Raw genomic sequence first — 25,701 nt, 5'->3', positions numbered from 1 at the left:
CCACAACCATATTCATATATCCCCCGAGATTCATTAATTTCGGGGGATTTATTTTTTAAAACATAATTATTATGTGCGGAATTGTTGGTTATATTGGTCATCGGGAAGCCTGGCCAATTGTCCTTAAAGGACTGAAAAGATTAGAATATCGCGGTTATGATAGTGCAGGAATTGCGCTGATCAATGAAACGGGGTTAAATATTTATAAAAAAGCAGGGAAGGTCCAGGAACTGGAGAACTTTTCAAAAGGAAAAGACCTTTCAGGTACGATCGGTATCGGACATACCAGGTGGGCAACACATGGTGCTCCTTCCGACCGGAATTCTCACCCTCATACTTCTAACAGCGGAAAATTAACCATTATTCACAACGGGATCATAGAAAACTATGCCACCCTAAAAGAAGAATTGATCCATAGAGGGCATGAATTTAAAAGTGATACCGATACAGAAGTATTGGTACACCTGATCGAAGAGATCTACAAAAATGAAAACACAGATCTTTTTGAAGCGGTTAGACTGGCCTTAAATGAGGTATCGGGTGCTTATGCCATTGTATTGATGGACGAAGATCAGCCGGATCAGTTGATTACAGCAAGAAAAGGTAGTCCACTGGTAATTGGTGTGGGGCTGGAAGAGTATTTCATCGCTTCCGATGCAACGCCTATCATTGAGTATACTAAAAACGTGATTTACCTGAACGACAATGAGGTTGCATTGGTAAAACGCGATGAGTTGTTGATCAAACGACTGGACAATGTGATTCAGACACCATATATCCAGGCCCTGGAACTGAAACTGGAAATGCTGGAAAAAGGTGGCTATGAGCATTTTATGCTGAAGGAAATCTTTGAGCAATCCCGTTCTATCCGTGATTGTATGCGTGGCAGGATTTATCCGAATGAAGGTATTGTACAACTGGGTGGAATTAAAGAATATGCCGATAAACTGAAAAATATCGATCGTATCATCATCGTAGCTTGTGGTACTTCATGGCATGCCGGTCTGGTTGCAGAATACCTGATTGAGGAGTATGCAAGGATTCCTGTGGAAGTAGAATATGCTTCTGAGTTCCGCTATAGAAATCCAATCATCACCGAGAAAGATATTGTCATCGCAATTTCTCAATCCGGCGAAACTGCAGATACCATGGCTGCTATCGAAATGGCCAAAGAAAAAGGCGCTACCATTTTTGGCGTTTGTAATGTAGTGGGCTCTTCTATTCCAAGATTAACACATGCAGGGGTATATACCCATGCAGGACCGGAAATCGGGGTGGCTTCTACCAAAGCCTTTACCGCGCAGGTAACCGTGCTTACGTTGATGGCCTTCTATATGGCTCAACAAAAAGGCACCATCACCCATTCTAAATTAGTAGAACTATTGACAGAACTGGATTGTATTCCTGATAAGATTCAAAAAGCACTAGAATCTAATGATTTAATCAAGGAAATTGCTGCAAAATTCAAGGATTCGAGAAACTGTCTATTCCTTGGAAGAGGTAGCGGCTTCCCTGTGGCGCTAGAGGGCGCTTTAAAGCTTAAGGAGATCTCTTACATCCACGCGGAAGGTTATCCTGCTGCCGAGATGAAACACGGCCCTATCGCCTTAATTGATGAAGAAATGCCGGTTGTTGTTATTGCGACTAAAAATTCATCTTACGAGAAGGTAATCAGCAATATTCAGGAAGTAAAAGCAAGAAAAGGTATTGTTCTGGCGATTGTAACTGAAGGAGATACAGAGGTGAGGAAAATGGCAGATTATTGCATTGAGATTCCGGATTCAAGTGAGGCTTTCCTGCCTTTACTGGCCACAATTCCATTGCAGTTACTATCCTACCACATCGCTTTAATGCGCGGTTGTAACGTAGATCAGCCAAGAAATCTGGCGAAATCAGTAACCGTAGAATAAATTAAAGCTCCTAAAACAGCAAATGGCTGGAAGGTTTTCCTTTTTTTGAGGAAATCTTCCAGCCATTATAATTTTTTATTGCCATCACCAGGCTAAACCAGGTATTTAAAATGGCAGGTCTCCTGATACCTCATTCGGATCAAGATATTCCGTTTCACTTTTTGGCGTCGTGTTTTCAGTCGTCACCGGCGTATGCTCAAAATCGCTTTTTCTGCCCAGAATGGTAAAGTTTTCCGCCACAACTTCCGTCACGTACTTCTTTACTTTTTCACGGTCTTCAAAAGAGCGCGTACGCAGTTTTCCTTCAATATAGACCAATTTCCCTTTTTGTAAATACTTTGAGGCTACTTCTGCCAGCCCTCTCCATAAAACAATGTTATGCCATTCCGTTTGCTCTATGCGCTTACCATCTTTGTTATAGGTCTCTGATGTTGCCAATGGAAAACTAGCGACAGTTACCCCTCCTTCTAAATGTCTAACTTCAGGATCTTTGCCTAAATGTCCGACTAAAATAACTTTGTTAATACCTGACATGGAATCTATTTTTACTGTTTAATTGAATTGGAATTCATAAAATTTGTAATGACTTTAGGTTGAGGCAGCTCCTCAAATTCTGCCAGGGAAACCCATTTTATTTCTGCATTCTTATTAAAGTTAATGATATAATTGTCTAAACCAAAAAATTGAACATATATAGTTTGGTGGGTCAGTAAATGTTTTTGCGCTGATATTGGTGTAATCAGACAGTCGGGTCCAAAGTTATTTTTTAAATCCGGCAGAAAACTGCCCTGGGTTTCAAGGTAATTTTTTTCCGTTTCTATTAAAGGGAAGTCATATAACTCCTGCCATACATCTCCTGCAATCCGCTTTTTCACCAGTAGATTTTCCCCCTCCCGGCATACAAAATAATTGAAATAACGGGTTCTCTTTTTTAACGTTTTTAATTTTAGCGGCAATACATTTACACGCTCATTTGCCCTGGCATAACAGCCGGATTGTACCGGGCAACTGCTACAATCCGGAGATTTTGGCTTGCATTGCAGCGCACCAAATTCCATGATAGCCTGGTTGTAAACGGAAGGATTCTGATCTTCAATCAAGACATTGGCCAGGGCCGTAAATTCCTTCTTCCCTTCCGTACTATTAATGGCTGTTTCAACGCCAAAATATCTCGACAATACCCGGAAAACATTGCCATCCAGGACAGCCCTGGATTCATTGGCGGAAAAGGAAGAAATTGCGGCTGCAGTATACTCTCCTACCCCTTTTAAGAGAATCAGTTCCTCATATTTTGTGGGGAAAACAGCGGCATGTTTTTCCTGAATCAGCCTTGCGGTAAAGAGCATATTTCTGCCCCTGGAATAGTAGCCTAACCCTTGCCATAATTTAAGTACCTGAGCCTCTGTAGCATTGGCAAAATCATTGACCGTTGGGTAGTTTTGCAAAAACCGCTGGAAATAAGGCAGGCCCTGTTCCACACGCGTTTGCTGCAAAATAATTTCAGACAACCAAATCACATAGGCGTCGGTGGTGTCTCTCCAGGGAAGCTCCCTTTTATTGACGGAATACCATTTAACGATTTCTCTCTGAAAACTCATAACCACAAAAATACACCCTAATTATTTATTTTTACTAAAACTTGCAATTCAGTGATACTTCCGGCTGCAAATAAATCATCTTTTATTTTCCTATCTCATTAAAAAGCAATACTTTTGCAACCCCAAAACACTTATAAAGTATATAACACACTATAAATTAATAACAGAGAATATGACTAAGGCAGATATTATTTCAGAAATATCAACGAAAACAGGAATTGAAAAGGTAGATGTACAAGAAACCGTTGAGGCATTTTTCAAGGTCATCAAAAACAGCATGATTGGTGGAGAAAATGTATATGTTAGGGGTTTTGGTAGTTTTGTTGTTAAAAAAAGAGCACAAAAAACTGCAAGGAATATTTCTAAAAACACTGCAATTATTATCCCGGAACACTTCGTTCCAAGCTTTAAACCAGCAAAAGTATTTGTTGATAAGGTGAAAAATAATTCAAAAATAGTTAGCGTAGAAGCTTAATTCATTATGATAAAAAATATCCGCACTAAACAAGCCATTTTGATAGGAGCAGTTGTACTGCTTGTAGCGTTTTTGTTTACACGGGATATTAAAGGGTTAGTAAAGCCAAAGGAACAAACCAGCAGTACTCCTGCCGGCGGACCAATGACAGCACAAGCCCCTGCAACAGCAGAAATCAACCTTAAGGAGGTTTCAACTGTCGCTAAAAACACAATCAATGCGAGTTTAGCCGCTGAAATCGTTACCCTTGAAAATGCATACAACAGCGCTTCTGAAGACAAAAAAACAACAGAGGCAAAATTGTTAGCAAAGAAATGGGATGATTTAGAGCAAACGGTTCCAAGTGCCTTATATTTGGAAATTGTGGCCAGCAAAGAACCCACATTAAACAATTGGTTGACTGCCGGTGATACTTTTATGAAGGCATTTGACAACACCCGTGACAGTGTATTACTCCCTGCATTATTGCAAAAAGCGAATCTCGCTTATACAAATGCGGTGAAAATAGACTCCAACAGTAATGATGCTAAAACAGGCCTTGGAATTACCATTGTTAACGGAATGGGTGCTCCAATGGCAGGGATAGCGATGTTAATGGACGTTGTAAAGAAAGATCCAAAGAACTTAAAAGCAAATATGAGCTTAGGTACTTTCGCTATGAAGTCGGGACAATTTGATAAAGCAATAACAAGATTCCAAAATATCATTGCCATGAAGCCTTCTCCGGATGCTTATTTCTATTTGGGAACGGCGTATGAAAACCTTGGAAAAAACCCGGAAGCTATTGAAGCCTACGAAAAGAGTAAAAAATTAGCTGCAAACGCGACGTTGTCGAAGTTTATCGATGATAAAGTGAATGCGTTAAAGAATAAAAAATAATAAACAGATTTACGAAAATATTTAAAACCCAAAAATTATGCCAAGCGGTAAGAAAAGAAAGAGACATAAAATGGCTACCCACAAACGCAAAAAACGTTTAAGAAAAAACAGACATAAGAAAAAATAGGTTTTCTTAATGTTTTGCTCAACAACTAAGGCTAGGATTTGATCGTAGCCTTAATTGTTGGTAGCAATATTTTTTTTATTGTCCATGTGTTAATAAGGCTAATAGCCTTAAAATCTGTAGCTTTTGGTAAAGGAACTCATTATAGATTCATCTCCCTCGGGAGTAACCATAGCTTTAGTTGAAGACAAACAGCTTGTAGAACTTCATAAGGAACACATCAATAACAACTACGCCGTAGGTGATATTTATTTGGGCCGCATAAAGAAAATTATGCCAGGTCTGAATGCTGCGTTCGTTGATGTGGGTTACGAAAAAGATGCTTTTTTGCATTATTTCGACCTGGGTCCACAAGTACAATCTTTAATTAAGCTTACTAAAATCAAGCGTAATGGCTCTGTTAGCGGAACTTTATTAGATAATTTCAAGCTAGAAGGAGACATTAACAAAGCTGGGAAGATCTCTGAAGTGGTCAGCAAGAATCTTGTCTTACCAGTTCAAATCGCCAAAGAACCTATTTCAACAAAGGGGCCACGTCTAAGTTCAGACTTATCTATAGCAGGACGCTATATTGTGCTGGTTCCCTTCTCTAATGTCATCTCGATTTCCAAAAAGATTAAAAGCAATACGGAACGTAATCGTCTTAAAAAGATTATCGAAAGTATCAAGCCGAAGAACTTTGGAGTGATCATTAGAACGGTTTCTGAAGGTAAAGGCGTTGCCGAACTTCAAAAAGACCTTTTGGACTCTGTTACAAAATGGGAAAACTTCATTAAAAAGTTGCCCGATGCAGAGCCTTCAAAACGTGTTTGGGGAGAGATGGACCGTACTTCCACGCTTATCCGTGACATTTTAAGTACCGACTTCACTAACGTTTATGTGAACGATAGTAACTTGTTTGAAGACATTCGTTCTTATGTGCATGAAATCTCTCCTGAGATGGAGAAGATCGTTAAGATCTACAAGCATAAAGAACCGATATTTGAACATTTCGGTATTGAAAAGCAAATTAAAAATGCTTTCGGAAAAACAGTAAACCTGGCCGGTGGTGCCTACTTAGTCGTAGAACATACCGAAGCATTGCATGTTGTTGACGTGAATAGCGGTAACAGAACAGCAAGCAAAGAAAATCAGGAAGAAAATGCCCTTCAGGTAAATAAAGAAGCGGCGAAAGAAATTGCGAGACAATTACGCTTACGTGATATGGGTGGTATTGTAGTAATCGATTTTATCGATATGCACAAGCCTGCTAACCGTAAGATGTTGTTTGACTACCTTAAGGAACTAATGCTCCTGGATCGTGCGAAACATACCATTCTTCCTCCAAGTAAGTTTGGCCTTGTTCAAATCACACGTCAGCGCGTTAGGCCGGAAATGAACATCGTAACCAGTGAAAAATGCCCAACCTGTGACGGTACGGGTGAAATTAAGGCAAGTATTGTATTGATGGATGACATCGAGAACAATCTGACCTATATTTTGCAGGAGCAAAACGAAAAAAATATTACACTTTGTGTACACCCTTATATTGAGGCTTACATCAAAAAAGGGCTTATATCTTTACAATGGAAGTGGTTCTTTAAATTCGGACAAAGAATCAAAATCAGAGCGGTTCCTTCTTATAACCTCACTGAATTCCATTTTATCTCGTCTAAAGACGAAGAGATTAAATTATAATCTCGGTTATATTTCTTTAAACAGGCCTGCTCCTCTTGGAACAGGCCTGTTTGCTTTAAGGGGATTTTTAAACCCGCTTTTATTCCGAATTATCTTAAATTCGTACTTCATTAAAACTCCAATAAATTGGCTAAAACTAAATCAGCATATTTCTGTCAGAGTTGCGGGCATGAAACCGCCAAATGGCTCGGTAAATGCCCTTCCTGTAACGAATGGAATACTTTTGTAGAAGAGGTAATCGAAAAAGCCGGTTCTAAAGTGCCTGCCTGGAAAACTTCTACCACAACTACAAGAGTCAATAAACCGAATAAAGTAGACCATATTATCTCCATTACCGAGGAACGGATTCTGACCGGTGATCAGGAGCTGGATCGCGTGTTAGGTGGCGGTCTGGTGGCAGGTTCTGTCATCTTAATCGGCGGTGAACCTGGCATCGGAAAGTCAACACTAATGCTCCAGCTGGCTTTAAATATCCCCGGAAAAAAGATTTTATACATATCCGGTGAAGAAAGTGAACAACAAATCAAAATGAGGGCGGAAAGGATTACCTCCAACCCGACCTCTGATTGCTATATCCTGACGGAAACTTCTACTCAGAATATTTTCAAACAAATTGAAGAACTGAACCCGGACCTGCTGATTGTCGATTCCATCCAAACTTTGCATTCCTCACATATAGATGCCACGCCAGGCAGTGTCTCCCAGGTCCGTGAATGTACCTCAGAACTGCTAAGGTTTGCCAAAGAAACGGATACGCCGGTATTTTTAATTGGCCACATCACCAAAGATGGTGCGATTGCGGGGCCTAAGGTACTGGAACATATGGTAGATACGGTCCTGCAATTTGAAGGCGACCGCAACCATGTTTACCGGATTTTACGCTCAATTAAAAACCGTTTCGGCGCAGCAGCAGAACTGGGCATTTATGCCATGCACAGCACCGGTTTAAGGCAGGTTTCCAATCCTTCTGAGATTTTATTATCGCAAAGGGATGAAGAGCTGAGTGGAATTGCAATTTCTGCTACTTTAGAAGGCGCCAGACCGATGTTAATCGAGACACAGGCTTTGGTCAGTGCGGCAGCTTACGGAACACCTCAGCGCTCTTCTAATGGTTTCGATACCAAAAGAATGAATATGCTGCTTGCGGTACTGGAAAAAAGATGCGGATTCAGGTTGAGCACCAGGGATGTATTTTTAAATATTGCAGGTGGAATTAAGGTAGAAGATCCTGCGATTGACCTCGCAATTTTAGTCGCAATCATCTCTTCACATGAAGATATTTTTATCTCTTCAAAGATTTGTTTTGCCGCTGAGGTTGGTCTTTCCGGAGAAATCAGAGCCGTCAACCGGATTGAACAACGAATATCAGAGGCAGAAAAACTGGGCTTTGAAAGGATTTTTATCTCTAATTATAACATGAAAGGTCTGATCACGGAACGGTATAAAATAGAATTGAGTCCGGTAAGTAAGATAGAAGACGTGTTTTCTTTGCTGTTCGGATAAAAGCACCTTCGTTTTAGGGCTGGTTTTCCAGAGATCCGCTCTGCTAAATAGGGAGAGATTTCCCCAAAACGAGGAAATCATCAGTACTTTTTCTACATATTGGGGATATTATTACCCATTAATATTTAGGGCTCAAAACAAAAATAATCTCAATAACGTTGATTATCAGCACATTAACAAAAACGGACTACATTTTCAAAAACCGGCCTGTAAGTTGTCTAATATATAGTGTTGATCATTTATGATTTAACAACAATAGGGATGATTATCCTCGTTATCGATAGATAACGAGGATTTTTTTTGTTTTGAACCTTTCCCCTTATTTCCAATACAGGAAAAATTTGATACTTTTACTGCTAACCAATAGAATTTCAACATTTTAATCCTACCTCTCATGAAAAAAATAATTTTAAGTCTGGGCTTTTTGGCATTGTCTTTTTATGCAGTGGCACAGGGTACCACAGGAATTCCAGGCAAGTCCTTCGGAAATGGCGTATCCGCCGGTAATTTACTTCCGGTTTCAAAAATAGAAGCGGCCATGGGTAATCAGCAAACTGCCGAAATGAAAATTACCGGTGAAGTAGTAGAAGTTTGCAAGAAGAAAGGTTGCTGGATGACGCTGAAAACCACTTCCGGTGAATCAATGCGTATCACATTTAAAGATTACGCCTTTTTTATGCCAATGGACATCGTAGGTAAAAAAGTAGCCCTTGATGGTATCGCTAAAAAACAAACGATTTCCGTTGAAACTTTACGCCACTATGCAGAAGATGCCCATAAACCAGCCGCAGAGATAGCGAAAATTAACGCCCCGAAGAAAGAATTGGCTTTTGAAGCTAAAGGCGTAGTGATCCTGGAGTAATTTCTCCTCACCCGGCTTTTCCTTAGTCCAGAACCTGCTCCCATAGTGCAGGTTTTTTTTTGATAAAAATTTTATATCTTCCATTCTAATTTAACCTCTTAACTTCATTTTATGATCATTGCTCTTATCATTATTATTGTCATCGCAGTCATTTGTATCTCGATCTACAATTCGCTTATCGCTAAAAAGAACCAAACAGATAATGCTTTTGCAGCAATCGATGTGATGCTAAAAAAGCGTTTTGACCTGCTCCCTAACCTCGTTGAAACTGTAAAAAAATATATGCAATACGAGGGTGATTTATTGACCAAAATTGTGTCCCTACGGAGTCGTGCCAGCAATCCTGGCTTAAGTAATGAAGAAAAGTTAAGCATAGATCAGGAACTTAGCCGTGAAGTAAAAGGGCTAATGGTTAATGTTGAAAATTACCCCAATTTGAAAGCAGACCAGAGCTTTTTAAACCTACAAAACACCTGGACAGAGAGTGAGGAGCAAATTGCGGCTGCCAGAAGGAATTACAATGCAGCGATTACAGATTACAACAATGCAATTATGATGTTTCCAGGTAGCATCATTGCAGGCATGATGAATTACACCCCTAAAACTGTCCTCTCTATTCCAGAAACAGAACGCAATAATATTAGCGCAAAAGATCTTTTTAATAGTTAATGGACAGTATATCTCATCTGGATCCGGCTACAATGGAGGTACTGACCGCTTTAGAAGCGAGCAGAATAAGCTTACGTAAGAAAAGAGTAATCCATCTCGCAATTTGTTTTACCGGCATACCGATCGCTATAATCGGCTTTACGTTTACGACACTCCCCGTCATCGCTATTGGCATCATTTGTTTTTTTGCCGGTTTGATATCAATATCGGTAAATTTGGGAGCAGTAGATCAATATCGCCTGGATTTTAAACAAAAATTAATCGCACAGGCGATAAAAATGATAGACCAGAGTCTGGAAATAGATCCCAAAAGAGGATTGTCTCAAGATGAATTTTTCGGTTCTTTATTGTTTAAGAAAAAGCCCGATAAGTATATGAGCGAAGACCGGGTATCTGGCAATGCCGGAAAAACGAAATTTAGCTTTTCAGAAGTACAAGCGCAGTACAAAGAACTCACCATCACTAAAAAAGGTACGCAGGAAACCTGGCATGAACTTTTTTGTGGCGTGATATTTAAAGCCGATTTTAACAAGAACTTTAAAGAACTAACAGTAGTTCAACCCAAAGCCTTTGGAAGTGATGTTGCTGAATGGTTTGGGAGCAATACTCCATTTTTTTCAGGCGCAAAAGAACGTGTTAGATTAGAAAATCCTGAATTTGAAAAGAATTTTGCTACCTATTCTTCGGATCAGATAGAATCAAGGTACATTCTGACGCCATTGATGATGGAATCAATATGCAGGCTAAACGACAGATGTAAGGATAGCATCAGTCTTTCCTTTGTCGGAAATATAATCACTATCGCCTTTCCTTTAACCCGGAATTATTTCGAAGCTCCATTATTTGAAAGCTTGATGACCGATGACCTGATGAAGGAAGATCTGAATTTGGTACGCCATATCTACCAGGTGATTGAGACTTTAGATTTAAACACCCGAATCTGGGGAAAAGATTAACATGATTTTTAATGTAAGGCAATAAAAGTATCCCTACCTTAAAAATCATGTAAAATAAAAAAGTCCCTTTCGGGACTTTCATTTCTATTTCGATAAGTACATCGATTTGTCTTTAACTAACTTTCTGAAGTAAGGATCTTCCAGGTCTTTGATAAACCTGATTGCTTCTCCTGTTGATTTCATCTCCGGACCTAATTCCTTAACTACCTCAGGGAACTTGTCAAAAGAGAATACAGGTTCTTTGATCGCATAACCTTGCAGTTTTCTTTCAATCGTAAAGTCTTTCAGTTTGTTTACACCTAGCATCACTTTAGCAGCAATATTGATATAAGGAACGTCGTAAGCTTTAGCAATGAAAGGAACGGTTCTTGAAGCTCTTGGATTCGCTTCGATCACATAAACTTTCTCGTCTTTTACTGCAAACTGAATGTTTAGTAAACCGATTACATTTAATGCTCTCGCGATTTTCTTAGAGTAAGTCTCCATATCGTTCATTACCTTTTCAGATAAACTGAATGGTGGCAATACTGCACTAGAGTCGCCAGAGTGAATACCTGCAGGCTCAATGTGCTCCATTAAACCGATGATATGCACATCTTCGCCGTCACAGATAGAATCCGACTCGGTTTCTTCTGCTCTGTCTAAGAAGTGGTCAATCAAGACACGGTTTCCAGGAAGATCACCTAGTAATTTAACTACTGCTTTCTCCAGGTCTTCGTCATTGATCACGATGCTCATTCCTTGTCCACCCAATACATAACTTGGTCTTACCAATACCGGGTATCCTACTTCCTGTGCAACGATAATCGCCTCTTCAGCGTTCTCAGCAACACCATATCTTGGATAAGGAATCTCCAATTCTTTCAATAAGTCTGAGAAACGACCTCTATCTTCCGCTACATCCATGTCATTGTAAGATGTACCGATGATTTTAATGCCGTTTTCTTCTAACTTCTCAGCCATTTTCAAGGCTGTTTGTCCACCCAACTGAACGATCACACCTACTGGTTTTTCCAGTTCAATGATTTCACGAACATGTTCCCAGAATACCGGCTCAAAGTATAACTTATCAGCCATATTGAAATCTGTAGAAACTGTCTCAGGGTTACAGTTGATCATGATTGCCTCAAAACCGCTTTCTTTAGCAGCAAGCAAACCATGTACGCAGGAGTAGTCAAATTCAATACCCTGACCGATACGGTTAGGACCTGAACCCAATACAATTATTTTTTTGTTATCTGTTGGGATCGATTCGTTTTCCTCTTCAAATGTAGAGTAGTAATATGGTGTCTGAGCCGCAAATTCCGCTGCACAAGTATCAACCATTTTATACACACGTTTGATGCCCAGAGATTTTCTGCGGTCATAAACCTCATCTTCCGTTACATTACCCAATAGGTAAGCAATCTGGATATCAGAGAATCCTTTTTGTTTCAACGTGAAGAAGAAATCTTTAGGAATGTTATTCAGAGAATATCTTTTTAGCTCAACTTCCAGGTGTACTAATTCCTGAATTTGAGAAAGGAACCATTTATCGATTTTCGTTACCTTACGGATAGACTCCAAAGGAACGCCCATAGTCATGGCATCTTTGATTAAGAACAGGCGATTCCAGCTTGGATGCTCCAAACCGTGCATGATCTCTTCGATGCTTCTGTTATGTTTACCATCTGCACCTAATCCGGCTCTGCCAATTTCTAAACTCTGACAAGCTTTTTGTAGTGCTTCGATGAAGGTACGTCCGATCGACATTACCTCTCCTACTGATTTCATTTGTAATCCCAGCTCCATGTTAGCTCCTTTGAATTTATCAAAGTTCCAGCGAGGTATTTTCACGATTACATAATCCAGTGTAGGCTCGAAATATGCAGAAGTTGTTTTTGTAATTTGATTTTCGATCTCGTCTAAGTTGTAACCAATGGCTAGTTTAGAAGCGATTTTTGCGATCGGATACCCTGTTGCTTTACTCGCCAATGCCGAAGAGCGTGATACCCTTGGATTGATTTCGATAGCAATAATATCATCATTATCAGGATTTACAGAGAACTGAACGTTACAGCCTCCAGCGAAAGTACCAATGGCACGCATCATTTTGATGGCCTGGTTACGCATATCCTGGTAGCAACGATCAGATAAAGTCATTGCCGGTGCTACTGTGATCGAGTCTCCGGTATGGATTCCCATTGGATCAAAGTTTTCAATAGAACAAATGATGATCACATTGTCATTGCTATCTCTAAGCAACTCCAATTCATATTCTTTCCATCCGATTACCGCTTTCTCTACCAATACTTCATGCGTTGGAGAAGCTTCTAACCCGCGTTGTAAAGCGTGGTCGAACTCTTCTTTCTTGTGCACGAAACCACCACCTGAACCGCCTAATGTATAAGAAGGACGGATTACCAGTGGATAACCGATTTCCTGAGCTGCTTCTTTACCTTCTAAGAAGGAGTTTGCAATTTTGGATGGCGCAACACCTACACCTATGTCAATCATTAACTGACGGAAGGCTTCTCTGTTTTCAGTTTTCTCAATCGCGGCAACATCTACCCCGATTACTCTAACACCATATTTTTCCCAGACACCACGCTCTTCTGCTTCTTTACAAAGGTTCAAAGCGGTTTGTCCGCCCATGGTAGGCAAAACTGCATCGATTTTTCTTTCGATCAGGATCTGCTCAATGGAGTCTACCGTTAAAGGCCAAAGGTACACATGGTCCCCAATCACCTTGTCGGTCATGATGGTTGCAGGATTAGAGTTGATGATGGAAACTTCAATCCCCTCTTCCTTTAAGGATAAGGCAGCTTGAGATCCTGAATAATCAAATTCACAGGCTTGACCAATGATAATAGGTCCCGATCCGATAATTAATACTGAGCGTATGGAGGTGTCTTTAGGCATAAGGCTTTAAAAAGTCTAAAGTTAGTATAAGTGAAATTGGTAAAAATTGCATTCTAAAAGACCAGAATAGTCTAGAGATTTTCTCTGCTGTGCGAGGGGAATATCCCGACTCTTCCGTCGGGATGCAAAGTTACGTTTTTACTCCTTAAAAATATGCTGTTTTTTAAAAAACAGTTCAAATAAAAAAGGGCGTCAGAAATTAACCTAAAGCCCTTCTAATCATTTACTATAAATTACTGCAGCAATTTAATCTCTCCAACATCTGTTGTAGCACTATCTACCACCGCAACATTCTCTACAGAACTGTCTTTATATGGCGGGTTTGCCTTTACCATGATGGTGTAAGTCTGAGGCTTAACCTTGCTAAAAATGAAAACCCCATTGTTAACGGTTGCCCGTAAAGTATCCTTGCCGGCAATGGCCAATACCTGAGATGCGCCTTCCGCAGGACTAATTCTCCCCTGGATGCCCCCCTCTCTGATGGCACTGAATGCCAATAAGCCAAATGAAAGTCCTGCGACTATGATAAAATTCAATTTAAGCCTTTTCATTATGATCAATTTTAGATTTAAATTATATAGATTTTACTTTTCAATTGATAATTATAAGTATTTCCTGCTAATCACAAGTTTACTTTGATAATTACACGTTTTGCCCTGGTAATCCCAGGTATGCTTTGATAACTACAAGCGGCACAGAATTATGTTTTAATCTGGTATGTAAACGTTAGTTCATGGTTTAAATTTATCATTTAAACGTACGATGCGAACTTCTGATGTAAACGTATCATTTGAACGCGCATCTTTTTAAACGCTATATCCGTGATTTAGTATAATCTACCCTGAATTAAACATTTTATTGTACTGGATACTGCTGATTTTGATTTTTGGGTTTAAATCCCTGAATGATTTAATCTTTCCAGGTTGAAGGAAACAGTGATCAGTAATCAACAAAATGTTGCATTAATGATCAATAATGTGTTATTATTATTCGACAAAATCTTACATCATTATTCAGCAACTGCATCATTTTTTTGTTTTTGTTGATCCTTATTTGGAAAAACAGAACAGGTTTGGAGCTGGTAAAGCTGCATGCAAAATGCCCCTGTCAGACAATTTGGAACAACATTTGCCGTTCCTATCTGAAATATACCATATCAAATGAGAACAATGTACAACCCAATGAAAAAATTATTCCCTGTAGTCGTAGCCGCAATCGTCATGCTTTCCAGCTGTGCTACAGTACAATCCCTGATAAAATCTTCATTTCCTTATAATGCAACGGTAGTCATTCCAGCAGGTTCAAAAAGTAATACGACGATCTCTGCTAGCTCTGCCGCAACGAGTTTCGATCAGGTTTTTGGAAATCAAAACGGTACAGATTATGTAAAAGAGATCAGAATCGCTTCTGCCAAAATGGAAGCCAGTAATCCTGTCAGCAAAAGTTTAGGCATGTTCAAATCTGTGAAATTATTTGTAGCCAATGAAAAAGGCGAAGAGGTAATGGTCGCTTCCAGAACCGACGTACAACAAAATATCGGTACAGGTTTAGTATTGGATATCGATAACTCCCGTTTCCTGGACAATTACGTTAAAGGAACCAACCTGAGTATCAGAATGGAATATGTGTTAAGAGAAAAAACTGCTACCGATGTAAGCGTTCGCGTATCATTGAGTTTTAGCACTTCTCCAAAAACAAACAATTAACCGCATTCCTGCAAAGCTTTTATGTTGCGAATAATTTTAGGATAACTACTTTTGGCTCATGTTACTTCTTGAGTCCTCGTTTTTTCAGTTAATTGCTGATCAATTTATTCATACCACCTGGCTGGAATGGCTGGGTGTGTTATCCGGATTTATCTGCATTTATCTGGCTACAAAAGAAAATGTACTGAGCTGGCCGATTTCGATCATCAGCGTCATCGCATATGCCTGGGTATTTTTAGAGGCGAAGATGTATGGAGATATGGCATTGCAGTTCTATTTCCTTTTTACCGCTTTCTATGGCTGGTATTTTTGGATCAGAAAAAAGAAAGTTGACGACAAGCCGGTAACCAACCTGGCTGGAAAAGGTTGGTGGCTGGCCATTGGATCAGTGATCATATTATCTATAGTATTAGGCCTGTTCCTCGATCATTTCACAGATACCAATGTGCCTTATGAAGATGGCTTTTGTACCGCGCTAAGTTTTGTTGCACAACTCATGCTGACCAGAAAAATTCTGCAAAACTGGATCCTGTGGATTGTCGTTGATCTTTGCTATATCCCATTATATATTTACAAAAATCTAAACTTAAGTGCCATATTTTATGCTTTCCTGGTCGCCATTGCCATCAAAGGATATATAGACTGGAGGAGAACGTACCGTGAACAAACAAATTAAGAAAATCGCCATCGTTGGCCCGGAAAGCACAGGAAAATCAACTATTGCACAACAATTAGCTAAGCATTATCTGACGCTTTGGGTACCTGAGTATGCGCGTTATTATTGTGCCGCTTTAACAGAACCCTGCAATTTACAGGATGAAATAAATATGTACCATGGACAAGTCGCCCTCGAAGAGTCCATCCTCTCCATAGCTGAAAAAGATCTGATATTTTGTGATACTACTTTTATTACGGTAAAGGTCTGGAGTGATGAGGTTTTTGGAAACACGCCTGAAGTGGTGCTAAACGCGCTTCCGCTTCACACCTATGATTTATACCTGCTCATGGACATCGATCTGCCCTGGCAGGAAGATCCACTTCGTGATTTCCCACATAAACGGGAACATTTTATGCAGGTATGGCATCAGGAATTGCAAAACTTAAATGCAAAGTATGTCGTGATCAATGGAACAGAAGAAAGATTAACTAACGCCATCGCCGCAGTAGAATCGTTCCTTAAGAAAACTTAATACTTATAATAACAGGGTCTCTTCCATTCAGGTATTTGCCTTTCGAAGATCCTCCCATAGGAGATCCAATTTTTATCAATACCTTTGTCCCATCAAAAAGGGGTGCCTTGTTTTGTAAAAAACACAAAAACAGGCTGAGAGCATACCCATTATATCTACAAACAGATATATGCACCTGATCCGGATAATGCCGGCGGAGGGATTGGAGTTATGGAGTTTAACTAGGCTGTAAGTGCCCCTTACTTACAGTGGTTTAACTAAAAAAAGCAAAGAATTGAAAAAGTTATTGACCATAGCGCTAGCTATGTTGTTGTTGCCTGTATTAACAAAGGCGCAGTTTACGATTTCGGGAGTTGTGTCCGAAACAAGCCGTCAGGCATTACCTGGTGCAACCATCCGTTTAAAAGGAAAATCTTTTGGTGTTACTGCAGATGGTCAGGGAAAATTCCAGCTTAAGAATCTTAAAGCAGGGAATTACACCTTGGTGGTGAGCTTTATCGGCTACCAAACGACAGAGAAAAACCTGGAACTGAAATCCGATTTGGTGGAAAACATTAGCCTTAAGCCTGCCGCTTTTCTTGCAGATGAGGTGATCGTTAATGCCACACGTGCTAACGATAAATCCGCTACTACCTATAAAAACATCAGCAAAGCTGAAATTCAGGAGAACAACTTCGGGCAAGATCTGCCATTTATCTTAAACAACACACCTGGAGTAGTCGTAACTTCCGATGCAGGTGCCGGTGTTGGTTATACAGGCATTAGAATCAGAGGTAGTGATGCCAGCAGAATCAATGTTACAATTAATGGAATTCCTTACAATGACGGTGAAAGTCAGGGGATATTCTGGGTAAATATGCCGGATTTTGCTTCTTCCATAGAAAATGTGCAAATCCAACGTGGTGTAGGTACCTCTACCAATGGTGCTGGTGCTTTCGGTGGAAGCTTAAATATCCAGACCAGCGCGCCTTCAGAAAGTGCTTACGCAGAACTAAACAATACTTACGGCTCATTCAATACCCTTAAAAACACCGTTAAATTAGGAACAGGTCTGATTGACAACAAATGGAGTTTCGATGGCCGCCTTTCCAGAATTACCTCTGATGGTTTTATCGACCGTGCAGCCTCAAATTTGAAGTCGTACTACCTTTCCGGTGCCTACCATGGTAAAAATGAATTGCTTCGCCTGAATGTTTTCTCTGGCACAGAAAAAACTTACCAGGCCTGGGACGGCATTCCAGAAGCAAGATTAAAAGGTGATGTACAGGGAATGCTGGATTTCAGCAAACGTCAGGAATTTAATGACGCGCAAACACAGAATCTTTTGAATTCAGGGAACAGAACTTACAATTCGTTCACCTATAAAGACCAAACCGACAACTACGCACAAAACCATTATCAGGCGCTTTATGCCAAACAGATTAACGAGCAATTCTCTTTCAATGCCGCCTTACATTATACCGATGGGAAGGGTTATTTTGAAGAGTTTAAATTCGATCAAAAACTTAGTAAATATGGTTTACCACCGATGAATGCGGATGGAGCACTTCAAACAAGAACGGATTTGATTCGTCGCCGCTGGCTGGATAATGATTTCTATGGCGCAACCTATGCGTTCAGCTATCAGCCACAATCTAACTTGAATTTCACGCTTGGCGGTGCCTATAATGAATACAGGGGGAAACATTTCGGAGAGGTTATCTGGGCGAAATATCCTTCCACCAGCAACATCAGCGACCATTATTATGATGGGAAAGGAAATAAAAATGATTTCAACACTTTTGGTAAAGTAAGCTATAGCCCGATAGATCAATTGAGTCTTTTTGCCGACCTTCAATACCGGACTGTTGATTATAAAATCTCCGGAAAAGACAAGAATCTAAGAAACCTTGATTTCAACAATACCTACCATTTTTTCAATCCTAAAGTTGGCGCAACCTATTTCTTAAATGAGCAAAGTAATGTTTATACATCCTTTAGTGTAGCCAACAAAGAGCCAAATCGTGATGATTTCACCAACTTAAAAGTCGGATTACCTTCCCCAAAAGCAGAACGTCTGCATGATTTAGAAGCAGGTTACCGTTATAAAGAAGATAAACTGAACCTTGGTCTGAATGTATATGGGATGTTCTATAAAGATCAATTGATCTTCACTGGAGAAATCAATGAATTCGCGGATGCTTACCGTCAGAATGTAGATAAAAGTTACCGTTTAGGAGTTGAATTGGATGCTTCTTACATCCTGAGCCCGCAATTTGCCATAAATGCCAATGCCGCTTTTAGCAGGAATAAAATCCAGAACTATATTAACTATGTAACCCAATATGAAGATGATGGTTCAGAAACCTTAATCACTTCCAGCTACAAAGACACGGACATCTCCTTTTCTCCAAAATCTGTCATTGCAGGAGAGCTGGTTTACAAACCATTTAAAGGTTTTGCTGCAGCTATACAAAGCAAATTTGTAGGTAAACAATATCTGGACAACACCCAGAATGACAGCAGAAAGCTAGATGCATATTGGGTAAATAATGCGAGAATAGGCTACGATTTCCAACTTAAAGGCATCAAAAACATAAATCTTGGCCTATTGGTTAATAACATCTTTAATGAAAAATATGAGAGCAACGGTTATACCTATAGCACTGCATATAAAGGGAATATCACTACAGAGAACTTTTATTACGCCCAGGCCGGAACTAATTTTTTACTTTCGCTAAATTTCAAATTTTAACAACTTATGAAGAAGTTCATCGAAAAGCTACATTTTATAACACACGATATCCATCAGCATAGCCATATTGAACAGGCAAAAATTGCCTGTAGTGCAGGTGCAAAATGGATTCAGTACCGTTGTCTGACTAAAAATGATGAGGAACTTTTGGAAGATATCAATGCGATTGCAGCAATCTGTGACGATTGGGGAGCTACCCTGATCGTTACAGATCATATTCACCTAAACGGAGAAGCTGATATCCAGGGTTTTCATATAGAAGATATGGATGCTGATTTTGTGAAACTTCGTGAGCAACTCGGAGAAGCAGTCACTATTGGTGGTTCTTCAAACACTTTAGAAGGCTTAATCAGATTAGCTAAAGAAGGTGCCGATTATGCCGGTTTCGGCCCGTTTTATACGACTACAACCAAGCCTAACAACGCCCCCTTATTAGGTGTAGAAGGATACGAACAAGCGATGAAAGCACTAAAAGCGCAGGAAATCAATTTACCTGTGCTTGCTGTTGGCGGGATCACCTTAAGTGATATAGATCCATTAATGCTGACAGGAATTTTCGGAATTGCCGTTTCTGCGGCCATCAATCAGGCTGAAGATATGCGCACTGCTTACAGCGAATTTTATGACAAAATCATGTAATATTTTCTTTGGCAAGTGTATGTTATTGAAACACCATAACATACATTTGTTAAAAAAATAACCTTCTTGGAAGCCAATATATCCCCAGAAAAACCAGATCCTTACGCTGCACTCCGATATCGGGAGTTTCGATCTTACCTCGGAATGCGTTTCTTTTTTACGTTTGCTTATCAAATGCAAGCGGTTATCATTGGATTTCATGTTTACCACCTTACCAAAGACCCCCTGGCCCTTGGACTTGTTGGACTTTGCGAAGCAATTCCCGCAATCAGCATAGCCCTATACGGTGGTTATGTCGCTGATAAATCTGAAAAAAGAGGATTACTACTGAAAATATTTAGCGGCGTATTTCTGTGTTCACTGATCATGTTGGTCGTGACCACCCAACAAATGCATCCTTATGTACCCGTAGATTATATTGTGCCCATTATGTATTTGATGGTCTTTGGAATTGGAATTGCCAGAGGCTTTTTCAGTCCGGCGACCTTCTCATTGATGGCGCAGATCGTCCCTAAAAAACTTTACCCTAATTCCAGTACATGGAACAGCTCCAGCTGGCAGGCCGCTTCTATCTTAGGCCCTGCAATTGGAGGATTGATTTATGGCTTCTATGGCATTACCGCAACTTACTGTGTCATCCTTTCTTTTATCGGCATTGCCCTCATCTGTATCTTTTTTTTAAAACCACATCCCCCTACTTATATCCCTAAAGAGAGTATTGTAAAAAGTCTGACTGAAGGTGTTCACTTTGTCTTTAAAAACAAAATGATGTTGGGTGCGATGAGCTTAGACCTCTTCTCCGTTTTCTTCGGTGGAGCGGTGGCTTTACTCCCGGTATTTGCCAATGACATTTTGAAAGTCGGTTCTGAAGGACTCGGTTTCATGCGGGCTGCTGCTTCCAGTGGTGCCGTAATTACCATGTTGGCGATGACCCGTTTCTCCCCAATGAATAAACCCTGGAGAAATTTACTGATTGCAGTAACCGGATTTGGAACCAGCATTATCTGCTATGGCTTATCAAAAAACTTCTACCTCACCCTCATGTTTTTATTCATGGAAGGCGCTTTCGATAGCATCAGTGTGATTATCAGATCTACAATTATGCAATTGCTCACCCCTGATGAAATGCGTGGTAGAGTCTCCGCTGTAAACAGTATGTTTATTGGCTCTTCTAATGAGATTGGTGCGTTTGAATCAGGCCTCACTGCAAAGCTTATGAGAACGGTCCCTGCGGTGGTATTTGGAGGAAGTATGACAATCCTGGTCGCTGGAATTACCTACCTGAAGACCAAAGGAATGATGAAGTTAACTCTGCAGGAAATCAATGACCAACAAAACTAACCCCATCTTTTTGAAGCCTATACATCTATAGCAGCTAAGACTAGTATTCTATTCTTTCACCAACCTGTTGTCTCCACATGGCATAATACAACCCTGTTTCGGCCAATAAGTCCTCGTGTTTACCCTGCTCAATAATATGTCCGCGTTCTAAAACGAAAATGCGGTCAGCATGACGAATCGTAGAAAGTCTGTGGGCAATTAAAATCGTAATGTGGTTTGTTAATACAGAAATATCACGGATCGTTGCGGTAATCTCTTCCTCTGTTAAAGAGTCTAGAGAAGAAGTCGCCTCATCAAAAACCAGGATATCGGGTCTGCGTAGTAATGCTCTGGCAATGGATAAACGTTGTTTTTCTCCCCCGGAAACCTTCACCCCGCCTTCACCAATCACGGTATCCAAACCTTTATCCGCACGCGCCAACAGGTTTTCACAAGCTGCCTGTTTCATCACCCTAAAGCAATCTTCATCTGTAGCATCAGGCCTGACAAACTGGAGATTCTCCCGGATTGTCCCAGAAAACAACTGTGTATCCTGGGTTACAAACCCAATCTTTTCCCTCAACATATCCAGATCAATCGCTTTGCTGGAAGTATCATTATACAGCACATCGCCACCTATTGGCTGATAAAGACCAACCAACAACTTAACTAAGGTCGTTTTTCCAGATCCGGAAGGCCCCACAAATGCGATCGTCTCCCCACTATGGGTACGGAAATTAATATCGTTCAAGGCATTGTGCTTACCGGTCAGGTGTCTAAAATTCACATCTTTAAACTCAAGGCTGTTGATTTTACCTAGCTTAACAGGGTTTACCGGTTTTTCATCTAGTGGCGTACTTAGAATCTTCTTGAAGTTCCCCAGAGAAACCTCGGCTTCCCTCCAGGAAAGAATCACATTCCCGAGTTCCTGTAAAGGTCCAAAGAGAAAGAATGAATAAAACAGGAAAGAGAAATATTGTCCTGCCGAAATCGTGTTTTCAAAAATCAGGATCAATAAAACGACCACCATCGTACTACGAACAAAATTAACTGTTGTTCCTTGCACAAAGCTCATGCTCCTTACATATTTAACCTTTCTTAATTCCAGTCCTAAAATCTTATAAGTCGTTTTATTTAACCTTTCGATCTCCTGATTGGCAAGGCCGAGACTTTTCACCAGTTCTATATTCCTCAAAGACTCTGTGGTTGAACCGGCTAATGCAGTTGTTTCAGCAACGATAGTTTTTTGAATAGTTTTAATCTTTCTACTCAGGTACCAACTCACAAAACTGATGATTGGAATTGCAGAAAAATAGACCAGCGTAACCTTATAACTTACCGTAACGGAGTACACGATTACGAATACCATCCCAATCAAACTCACGAAGAGAATACTGATAAAAGCGGTAATAAACTTTTCAGAATCCAGCCTTACTTTTTGCAAAATCCCCAACGTTTCTCCACTTCGCTGATCTTCGAATACCTGATAAGGCAATTCAAGAGAATGTTTAAGTCCGTCAGCATACATGCTTGCCCCAACTTTTTGAACGATGATACTGGTAAAGTAATCCTGAAAATTTTTGGCAATTCTGGAAACCATAGCTGCACCTACACTCAGGCCAACTAATCCAAGTACACCCCACACAAATTCGCCTCTGTTCAGCACATCCTTCTTCTGAATGAACTCATCCACTATTCTTCCGGTAATGTAGGGGTCCAATAGGGAGAAACCAATATTGATTGCAGCCAGCAAAAGTGCTAATGCAACCACCCATTTATGAGCACGTAAATATTCTAGTAGTAATTTCATTTAATTAAATCTAGCCAAAAATAAATAAAGGGAATGAAGCATCAGCCCCATTCCCTTTAAATTACAAGTAAATTATAAATCAGGTCTAAACCGTCATGACATCTTTTTCTTTTGCTTCTGCATGTTTATCTACTTTGATAATATATGCATCAGTTATTTTTTGAACTTCGGCTTCTCCTGTTTTGATTTCATCATCAGAAACGCTTTCACCTTTTAACTTTTTGATTTTTTCGTTGGCATCTTTACGGATATTACGAATGGTAATTTTTCCGCGTTCGGCTTCTTCTTTTACCTTTTTAACAAGATCTCTTCTACGTTCTTCAGTTAGGGGAGGAACTACCAAACGAATCACTATACCATCATTCTGAGGGTTAATCCCAATATTCGCTTCCATGATAGCGCGTTCAATAGGAACTAACATATTTTTTTCCCAAGGCTGAACGAGAATAGTACGTGCGTCCGGCGTGTTGATACTTGCCACCTGAGATAAGCCAGTAGCACTACCGTAGTAATCTACAAATATGCCGTCCAACATCCCTGCAGAAGCTTTTCCCGCACGAATTTTTGTCAATTCAGCTTCACAATGGTCAATAGCCTTGTCCATGTTTGCCTGAGCATCTTGTAGTTGTTTCTTTATGAGGTCATTCATGTTTTGTAAAATTTAACCAAAAATATAAAATTTATTAGAATCAGACCTTAACAAGTGTCCCAATCTCTTCTCCTTTGGCAATTTTCATGAAATTACCTGTTTTATTCATATCAAAAACGATGATCGGAAGTTCATTTTCTTCACACAGGGTAAAGGCAGTCATATCCATTACGTTTAATCCTTTATCGTAAACTTCTTTGAAAGAAATTTTTTCATATTTAGTAGCTGTAGGATCCTTTTCAGGGTCTGCAGTATAAATACCATCTACACGTGTTCCTTTTAGCACCACATCAGCTTTGATTTCGATTGCTCTTAAAGCAGCCGCAGAATCTGTTGTGAAATAAGGGTTACCTGTTCCGGCACCAAAAATCACCACACGACCTTTTTCAAGGTGACGTACTGCTCTTCTACGAATGAATGGTTCACAGATTTGCTCCATTTTGATTGCGGTAAGTAAGCGGGTTTTAAGACCCACTTTTTCTAGTGCATCCTGCAAGGCCATACTGTTGATTACTGTTGCTAACATTCCCATATAATCAGCTTGTGCACGGTCCATGCCTGACTTTTCGGCGCTTAAACCTCTAAAAATATTACCACCTCCAATAACTATTGCTATTTCAAGGCCTTCATCATGTACCGCTTTAATGTCTTCAGCGTACTGTTTAACACGCTCATTGTCAATACCATATTGTTTATCGCCCATCAGCGACTCGCCACTTAATTTCAGCAGAATCCGTTTATACTTCATGAGTCCAAAAATAACTATTTGTTTTAATTAATCAGGGTTCAAATGTGCAAACCCTTTACAAAAACTTTCTTTAGTTGTAACCCGGGAGATAAAAACAGTAAATCAGCATCACTACCAGCATTTAAAGCGCCCTTCGTTGATAAAATACCCATTAATAGTGCCGGGTTTTCTGAAGCTAGTTTTAAGGCTTCGTCTGTTGGAATATCACAATGTGATACACAATTCTGAACCGCTTGTAAAAGGGTAATATTAGAACCTGAAAGTGTACCATCGGCAGTCACAAATTTATCGCCTCTAAGCTCATGCTGATAAGGCCCGATTGCACATGCGGTTACTGCATCTGTAATTAGAAACAGACGGTCTTTCATTGTTTTATAAGTCATCTTTACCACTTCAAGATCCACATGGCAGCCATCAGCAATGATACTGGCCATAGCAGTTGGGTGATTCATGACTGCTACAGGCAAATTAGGGGCTCTGTGGTGAATCGAAGGCATTGCATTGAACAAATGCGTGGTTGTCTTAAATCCATTGTTGTAGGCCACTGTAGCCTGCTTAAAATCAGCATCACTATGCCCTAATGACAATACGATTCCCTGATCCACTAAATAACGGATCACCTCTTCATCTTGTAACTCTGCTGCTATGGTCATCATTTTAACAGTACCATCTGCATAATCCAGCAAGTGCTTTACCTCTTCCAAAGTAGCTTTATAAATATACTTCTCTATATGTGCTCCTCTCCGCTTTGGATTAATATATGGTCCTTCCAGATGAAGTCCTAAAAAGCCTTTAGCTTCGCTACGATAAGCTTTCGCAGCATCCAGACATTGATAAACTACTTCCGGACTATTCGTTGCCACACAAGCTAAGAAACTGGTAGTCCCTTTAGCCAACAAGTCTTCGTCCATCTGTTTTAAAGTTTCGGCCGTAGGATAAGCAGAAAAGAGATTCCCCCCACTGCCATAAATCTGAAGGTCAATAAAACCAGGGCTTATATAAGCACCTTCGGCATCAATAATTTGATAACCTTCGGTAACCTCTTCGCTAGAGATCCGATTGATCTTTCCATCCTCAATAAAAATCGTTTGACCCTTTAAGAGCAGGTCTTCATTAAAAAACTGGCTATTGGTTATCGCAATCATAATTAGATGTATTTAAGAAGCCCAAATATAAGCCAGTATTTAAGATATCAATGGATAATTACAACAAGAAATAAAGGGCTGTTAAAGCTAAACAAAGCTGTAAAAGGAGATTATCGGAGATAAAAATTCTACAAGTCATTTAAGCTGGATCCTGAATAGCGAACAAAGTACTTAGATACAAAGCTAATGGAGTTACAATCCTGCGG

23 protein-coding genes are annotated in these 25,701 nt (G+C 40.0%); 15 read left to right on the top strand and 8 right to left on the bottom strand.

Annotated features, from left to right (window positions below):
- The first annotated feature begins 71 nt into the window (after positions 1-71).
- Positions 72-1,910: a glutamine--fructose-6-phosphate transaminase (isomerizing) gene (gene glmS, locus OQX61_RS03725; protein ID WP_265840336.1), complete on the top strand. Its 1,839-nt coding sequence runs from the start codon at positions 72-74 to the stop codon at positions 1,908-1,910.
- A 105-nt stretch (positions 1,911-2,015) separates the two neighbouring features.
- On the opposite strand, the gene OQX61_RS03720 is transcribed toward glmS, so the two are convergent.
- Positions 2,016-2,444 carry a single-stranded DNA-binding protein gene (locus OQX61_RS03720; protein ID WP_182960387.1) on the bottom strand — a complete coding sequence of 143 codons (429 nt, stop codon included), beginning with the start codon at positions 2,442-2,444 and terminating at the stop codon, positions 2,016-2,018.
- A gap of 11 nt (positions 2,445-2,455) precedes the next feature.
- Positions 2,456-3,508 (bottom strand): A/G-specific adenine glycosylase, encoded by a 1,053-nt coding sequence (gene mutY / locus OQX61_RS03715; protein ID WP_265840335.1) that lies wholly within the window; start codon positions 3,506-3,508, stop codon positions 2,456-2,458.
- A 172-nt stretch (positions 3,509-3,680) separates the two neighbouring features.
- On the opposite strand from mutY, the gene OQX61_RS03710 reads away from it, so the two are divergent.
- The 8 genes from OQX61_RS03710 (at position 3,681) to OQX61_RS03675 (ending at position 10,653) form a co-directional block, all read left to right on the top strand.
- Positions 3,681-3,983: an HU family DNA-binding protein gene (locus OQX61_RS03710; RefSeq protein WP_062550757.1), complete on the top strand. Its 303-nt coding sequence runs from the start codon at positions 3,681-3,683 to the stop codon at positions 3,981-3,983.
- Between the two features lie 6 nt (positions 3,984-3,989).
- A complete protein-coding gene (locus OQX61_RS03705; protein ID WP_265840334.1) occupies positions 3,990-4,862 on the top strand; it encodes a tetratricopeptide repeat protein in 873 nt (290 codons plus the stop codon).
- Between the two features lie 37 nt (positions 4,863-4,899).
- Positions 4,900-4,989 (top strand): hypothetical protein, encoded by a 90-nt coding sequence (locus OQX61_RS24375; RefSeq protein WP_008506795.1) that lies wholly within the window; start codon positions 4,900-4,902, stop codon positions 4,987-4,989.
- A 123-nt stretch (positions 4,990-5,112) separates the two neighbouring features.
- Positions 5,113-6,663 (top strand): Rne/Rng family ribonuclease, encoded by a 1,551-nt coding sequence (locus OQX61_RS03695; RefSeq protein WP_265840333.1) that lies wholly within the window; start codon positions 5,113-5,115, stop codon positions 6,661-6,663.
- Between the two features lie 126 nt (positions 6,664-6,789).
- Positions 6,790-8,166 (top strand): DNA repair protein RadA, encoded by a 1,377-nt coding sequence (gene radA, locus OQX61_RS03690; RefSeq protein WP_265840332.1) that lies wholly within the window; start codon positions 6,790-6,792, stop codon positions 8,164-8,166.
- Between the two features lie 394 nt (positions 8,167-8,560).
- Entirely contained in the window at positions 8,561-9,028 is a 468-nt protein-coding gene (locus tag OQX61_RS03685; RefSeq protein WP_265840331.1) for a DUF4920 domain-containing protein, read from the top strand.
- Between the two features lie 111 nt (positions 9,029-9,139).
- The gene (locus tag OQX61_RS03680; protein ID WP_265840330.1) at positions 9,140-9,697 is read left to right on the top strand and encodes a LemA family protein; all 558 of its coding nucleotides are present in this window, start codon (positions 9,140-9,142) and stop codon (positions 9,695-9,697) included.
- Positions 9,697-10,653: a DUF3137 domain-containing protein gene (locus OQX61_RS03675; protein ID WP_265840329.1), complete on the top strand. Its 957-nt coding sequence runs from the start codon at positions 9,697-9,699 to the stop codon at positions 10,651-10,653. Before OQX61_RS03680 ends, OQX61_RS03675 begins: the two co-directional genes overlap by 1 nt.
- A gap of 84 nt (positions 10,654-10,737) precedes the next feature.
- Here OQX61_RS03675 and carB read toward each other — a convergent pair whose 3' ends face one another.
- Complete coding sequence (gene carB, locus OQX61_RS03670; RefSeq protein ID WP_265840328.1) at positions 10,738-13,554, bottom strand: carbamoyl-phosphate synthase large subunit; 2,817 nt, start codon at positions 13,552-13,554, stop codon at positions 10,738-10,740.
- 233 nt (positions 13,555-13,787) lie between these two features.
- On the bottom strand, positions 13,788-14,105 hold the full coding sequence (locus tag OQX61_RS03665) for a carboxypeptidase-like regulatory domain-containing protein (RefSeq protein WP_265840327.1): 318 nt from the start codon (positions 14,103-14,105) through the stop codon (positions 13,788-13,790).
- 630 nt (positions 14,106-14,735) lie between these two features.
- On the opposite strand from OQX61_RS03665, the gene OQX61_RS03660 reads away from it, so the two are divergent.
- The 6 genes from OQX61_RS03660 to OQX61_RS03635 all read left to right on the top strand — a co-directional run bounded on the left by OQX61_RS03660 (position 14,736) and on the right by OQX61_RS03635 (position 21,164).
- Entirely contained in the window at positions 14,736-15,260 is a 525-nt protein-coding gene (locus OQX61_RS03660; RefSeq protein WP_265840326.1) for a hypothetical protein, read from the top strand.
- Positions 15,261-15,318: 58 nt separating this feature from the next.
- A complete protein-coding gene (pnuC, locus tag OQX61_RS03655) occupies positions 15,319-15,936 on the top strand; it encodes a nicotinamide riboside transporter PnuC (protein WP_265840325.1) in 618 nt (205 codons plus the stop codon).
- A complete protein-coding gene (locus OQX61_RS03650; RefSeq protein WP_265840324.1) occupies positions 15,920-16,450 on the top strand; it encodes an ATP-binding protein in 531 nt (176 codons plus the stop codon). The genes pnuC and OQX61_RS03650 overlap by 17 nt, the downstream gene beginning before the upstream one ends.
- Before the next feature lie 274 nt (positions 16,451-16,724).
- Positions 16,725-19,184: a TonB-dependent receptor gene (locus OQX61_RS03645; protein ID WP_322973523.1), complete on the top strand. Its 2,460-nt coding sequence runs from the start codon at positions 16,725-16,727 to the stop codon at positions 19,182-19,184.
- A gap of 6 nt (positions 19,185-19,190) precedes the next feature.
- Entirely contained in the window at positions 19,191-19,823 is a 633-nt protein-coding gene (locus OQX61_RS03640) for a thiamine phosphate synthase (RefSeq protein WP_265840323.1), read from the top strand.
- Between the two features lie 66 nt (positions 19,824-19,889).
- Positions 19,890-21,164: an MFS transporter gene (locus tag OQX61_RS03635; RefSeq protein ID WP_265840322.1), complete on the top strand. Its 1,275-nt coding sequence runs from the start codon at positions 19,890-19,892 to the stop codon at positions 21,162-21,164.
- A gap of 40 nt (positions 21,165-21,204) precedes the next feature.
- Here the strand turns inward: OQX61_RS03635 and OQX61_RS03630 are convergent, their stop codons facing one another.
- From OQX61_RS03630 to nagA, 4 genes are all read right to left on the bottom strand, one after another.
- Positions 21,205-22,953 carry an ABC transporter ATP-binding protein gene (locus OQX61_RS03630; RefSeq protein ID WP_265840321.1) on the bottom strand — a complete coding sequence of 583 codons (1,749 nt, stop codon included), beginning with the start codon at positions 22,951-22,953 and terminating at the stop codon, positions 21,205-21,207.
- 85 nt (positions 22,954-23,038) lie between these two features.
- Complete coding sequence (gene frr, locus OQX61_RS03625) at positions 23,039-23,602, bottom strand: ribosome recycling factor (RefSeq protein WP_265840320.1); 564 nt, start codon at positions 23,600-23,602, stop codon at positions 23,039-23,041.
- 40 nt (positions 23,603-23,642) lie between these two features.
- Positions 23,643-24,350 (bottom strand): UMP kinase, encoded by a 708-nt coding sequence (pyrH, locus tag OQX61_RS03620; protein ID WP_265840319.1) that lies wholly within the window; start codon positions 24,348-24,350, stop codon positions 23,643-23,645.
- A 38-nt stretch (positions 24,351-24,388) separates the two neighbouring features.
- Positions 24,389-25,495, bottom strand: coding sequence for an N-acetylglucosamine-6-phosphate deacetylase (gene nagA, locus OQX61_RS03615; protein WP_265840318.1), 1,107 nt, complete (start codon positions 25,493-25,495; stop codon positions 24,389-24,391).
- Between the last annotated feature and the right edge of the window lie 206 nt (positions 25,496-25,701).

The organism is Pedobacter sp. PLR (assembly GCF_026239675.1).
GTDB lineage: Bacteria > Bacteroidota > Bacteroidia > Sphingobacteriales > Sphingobacteriaceae > Pedobacter.
This window is presented reverse-complemented; position numbering and strand designations above follow the sequence as displayed.

Excerpts from the sequence above, each read along its gene's own strand:
- mutY (WP_265840335.1), bottom strand. The coding sequence starts at position 3,508 with ATGAGTTTTCAGAGAGAAATCGTTAAATGGTATTCCGTCAATAAAAGG.
- frr (WP_265840320.1), bottom strand. The coding sequence starts at position 23,602 with ATGAATGACCTCATAAAGAAACAACTACAAGATGCTCAGGCAAACATG.
- pnuC (WP_265840325.1), top strand. The coding sequence starts at position 15,319 with ATGTTACTTCTTGAGTCCTCGTTTTTTCAGTTAATTGCTGATCAATTT.
- OQX61_RS03665 (WP_265840327.1), bottom strand. The coding sequence starts at position 14,105 with ATGAAAAGGCTTAAATTGAATTTTATCATAGTCGCAGGACTTTCATTT.
- nagA (WP_265840318.1), bottom strand. The coding sequence starts at position 25,495 with ATGATTGCGATAACCAATAGCCAGTTTTTTAATGAAGACCTGCTCTTA.
- OQX61_RS03720 (WP_182960387.1), bottom strand. The coding sequence starts at position 2,444 with ATGTCAGGTATTAACAAAGTTATTTTAGTCGGACATTTAGGCAAAGAT.
- OQX61_RS03630 (WP_265840321.1), bottom strand. The coding sequence starts at position 22,953 with ATGAAATTACTACTAGAATATTTACGTGCTCATAAATGGGTGGTTGCA.
- OQX61_RS03710 (WP_062550757.1), top strand. The coding sequence starts at position 3,681 with ATGACTAAGGCAGATATTATTTCAGAAATATCAACGAAAACAGGAATT.
- glmS (WP_265840336.1), top strand. The coding sequence starts at position 72 with ATGTGCGGAATTGTTGGTTATATTGGTCATCGGGAAGCCTGGCCAATT.
- OQX61_RS03705 (WP_265840334.1), top strand. The coding sequence starts at position 3,990 with ATGATAAAAAATATCCGCACTAAACAAGCCATTTTGATAGGAGCAGTT.
- pyrH (WP_265840319.1), bottom strand. The coding sequence starts at position 24,350 with ATGAAGTATAAACGGATTCTGCTGAAATTAAGTGGCGAGTCGCTGATG.
- OQX61_RS03675 (WP_265840329.1), top strand. The coding sequence starts at position 9,697 with ATGGACAGTATATCTCATCTGGATCCGGCTACAATGGAGGTACTGACC.
- carB (WP_265840328.1), bottom strand. The coding sequence starts at position 13,554 with ATGCCTAAAGACACCTCCATACGCTCAGTATTAATTATCGGATCGGGA.
- OQX61_RS03680 (WP_265840330.1), top strand. The coding sequence starts at position 9,140 with ATGATCATTGCTCTTATCATTATTATTGTCATCGCAGTCATTTGTATC.
- OQX61_RS03640 (WP_265840323.1), top strand. The coding sequence starts at position 19,191 with ATGAAGAAGTTCATCGAAAAGCTACATTTTATAACACACGATATCCAT.
- OQX61_RS03685 (WP_265840331.1), top strand. The coding sequence starts at position 8,561 with ATGAAAAAAATAATTTTAAGTCTGGGCTTTTTGGCATTGTCTTTTTAT.
- OQX61_RS03660 (WP_265840326.1), top strand. The coding sequence starts at position 14,736 with ATGAAAAAATTATTCCCTGTAGTCGTAGCCGCAATCGTCATGCTTTCC.
- OQX61_RS24375 (WP_008506795.1), top strand. The coding sequence starts at position 4,900 with ATGCCAAGCGGTAAGAAAAGAAAGAGACATAAAATGGCTACCCACAAA.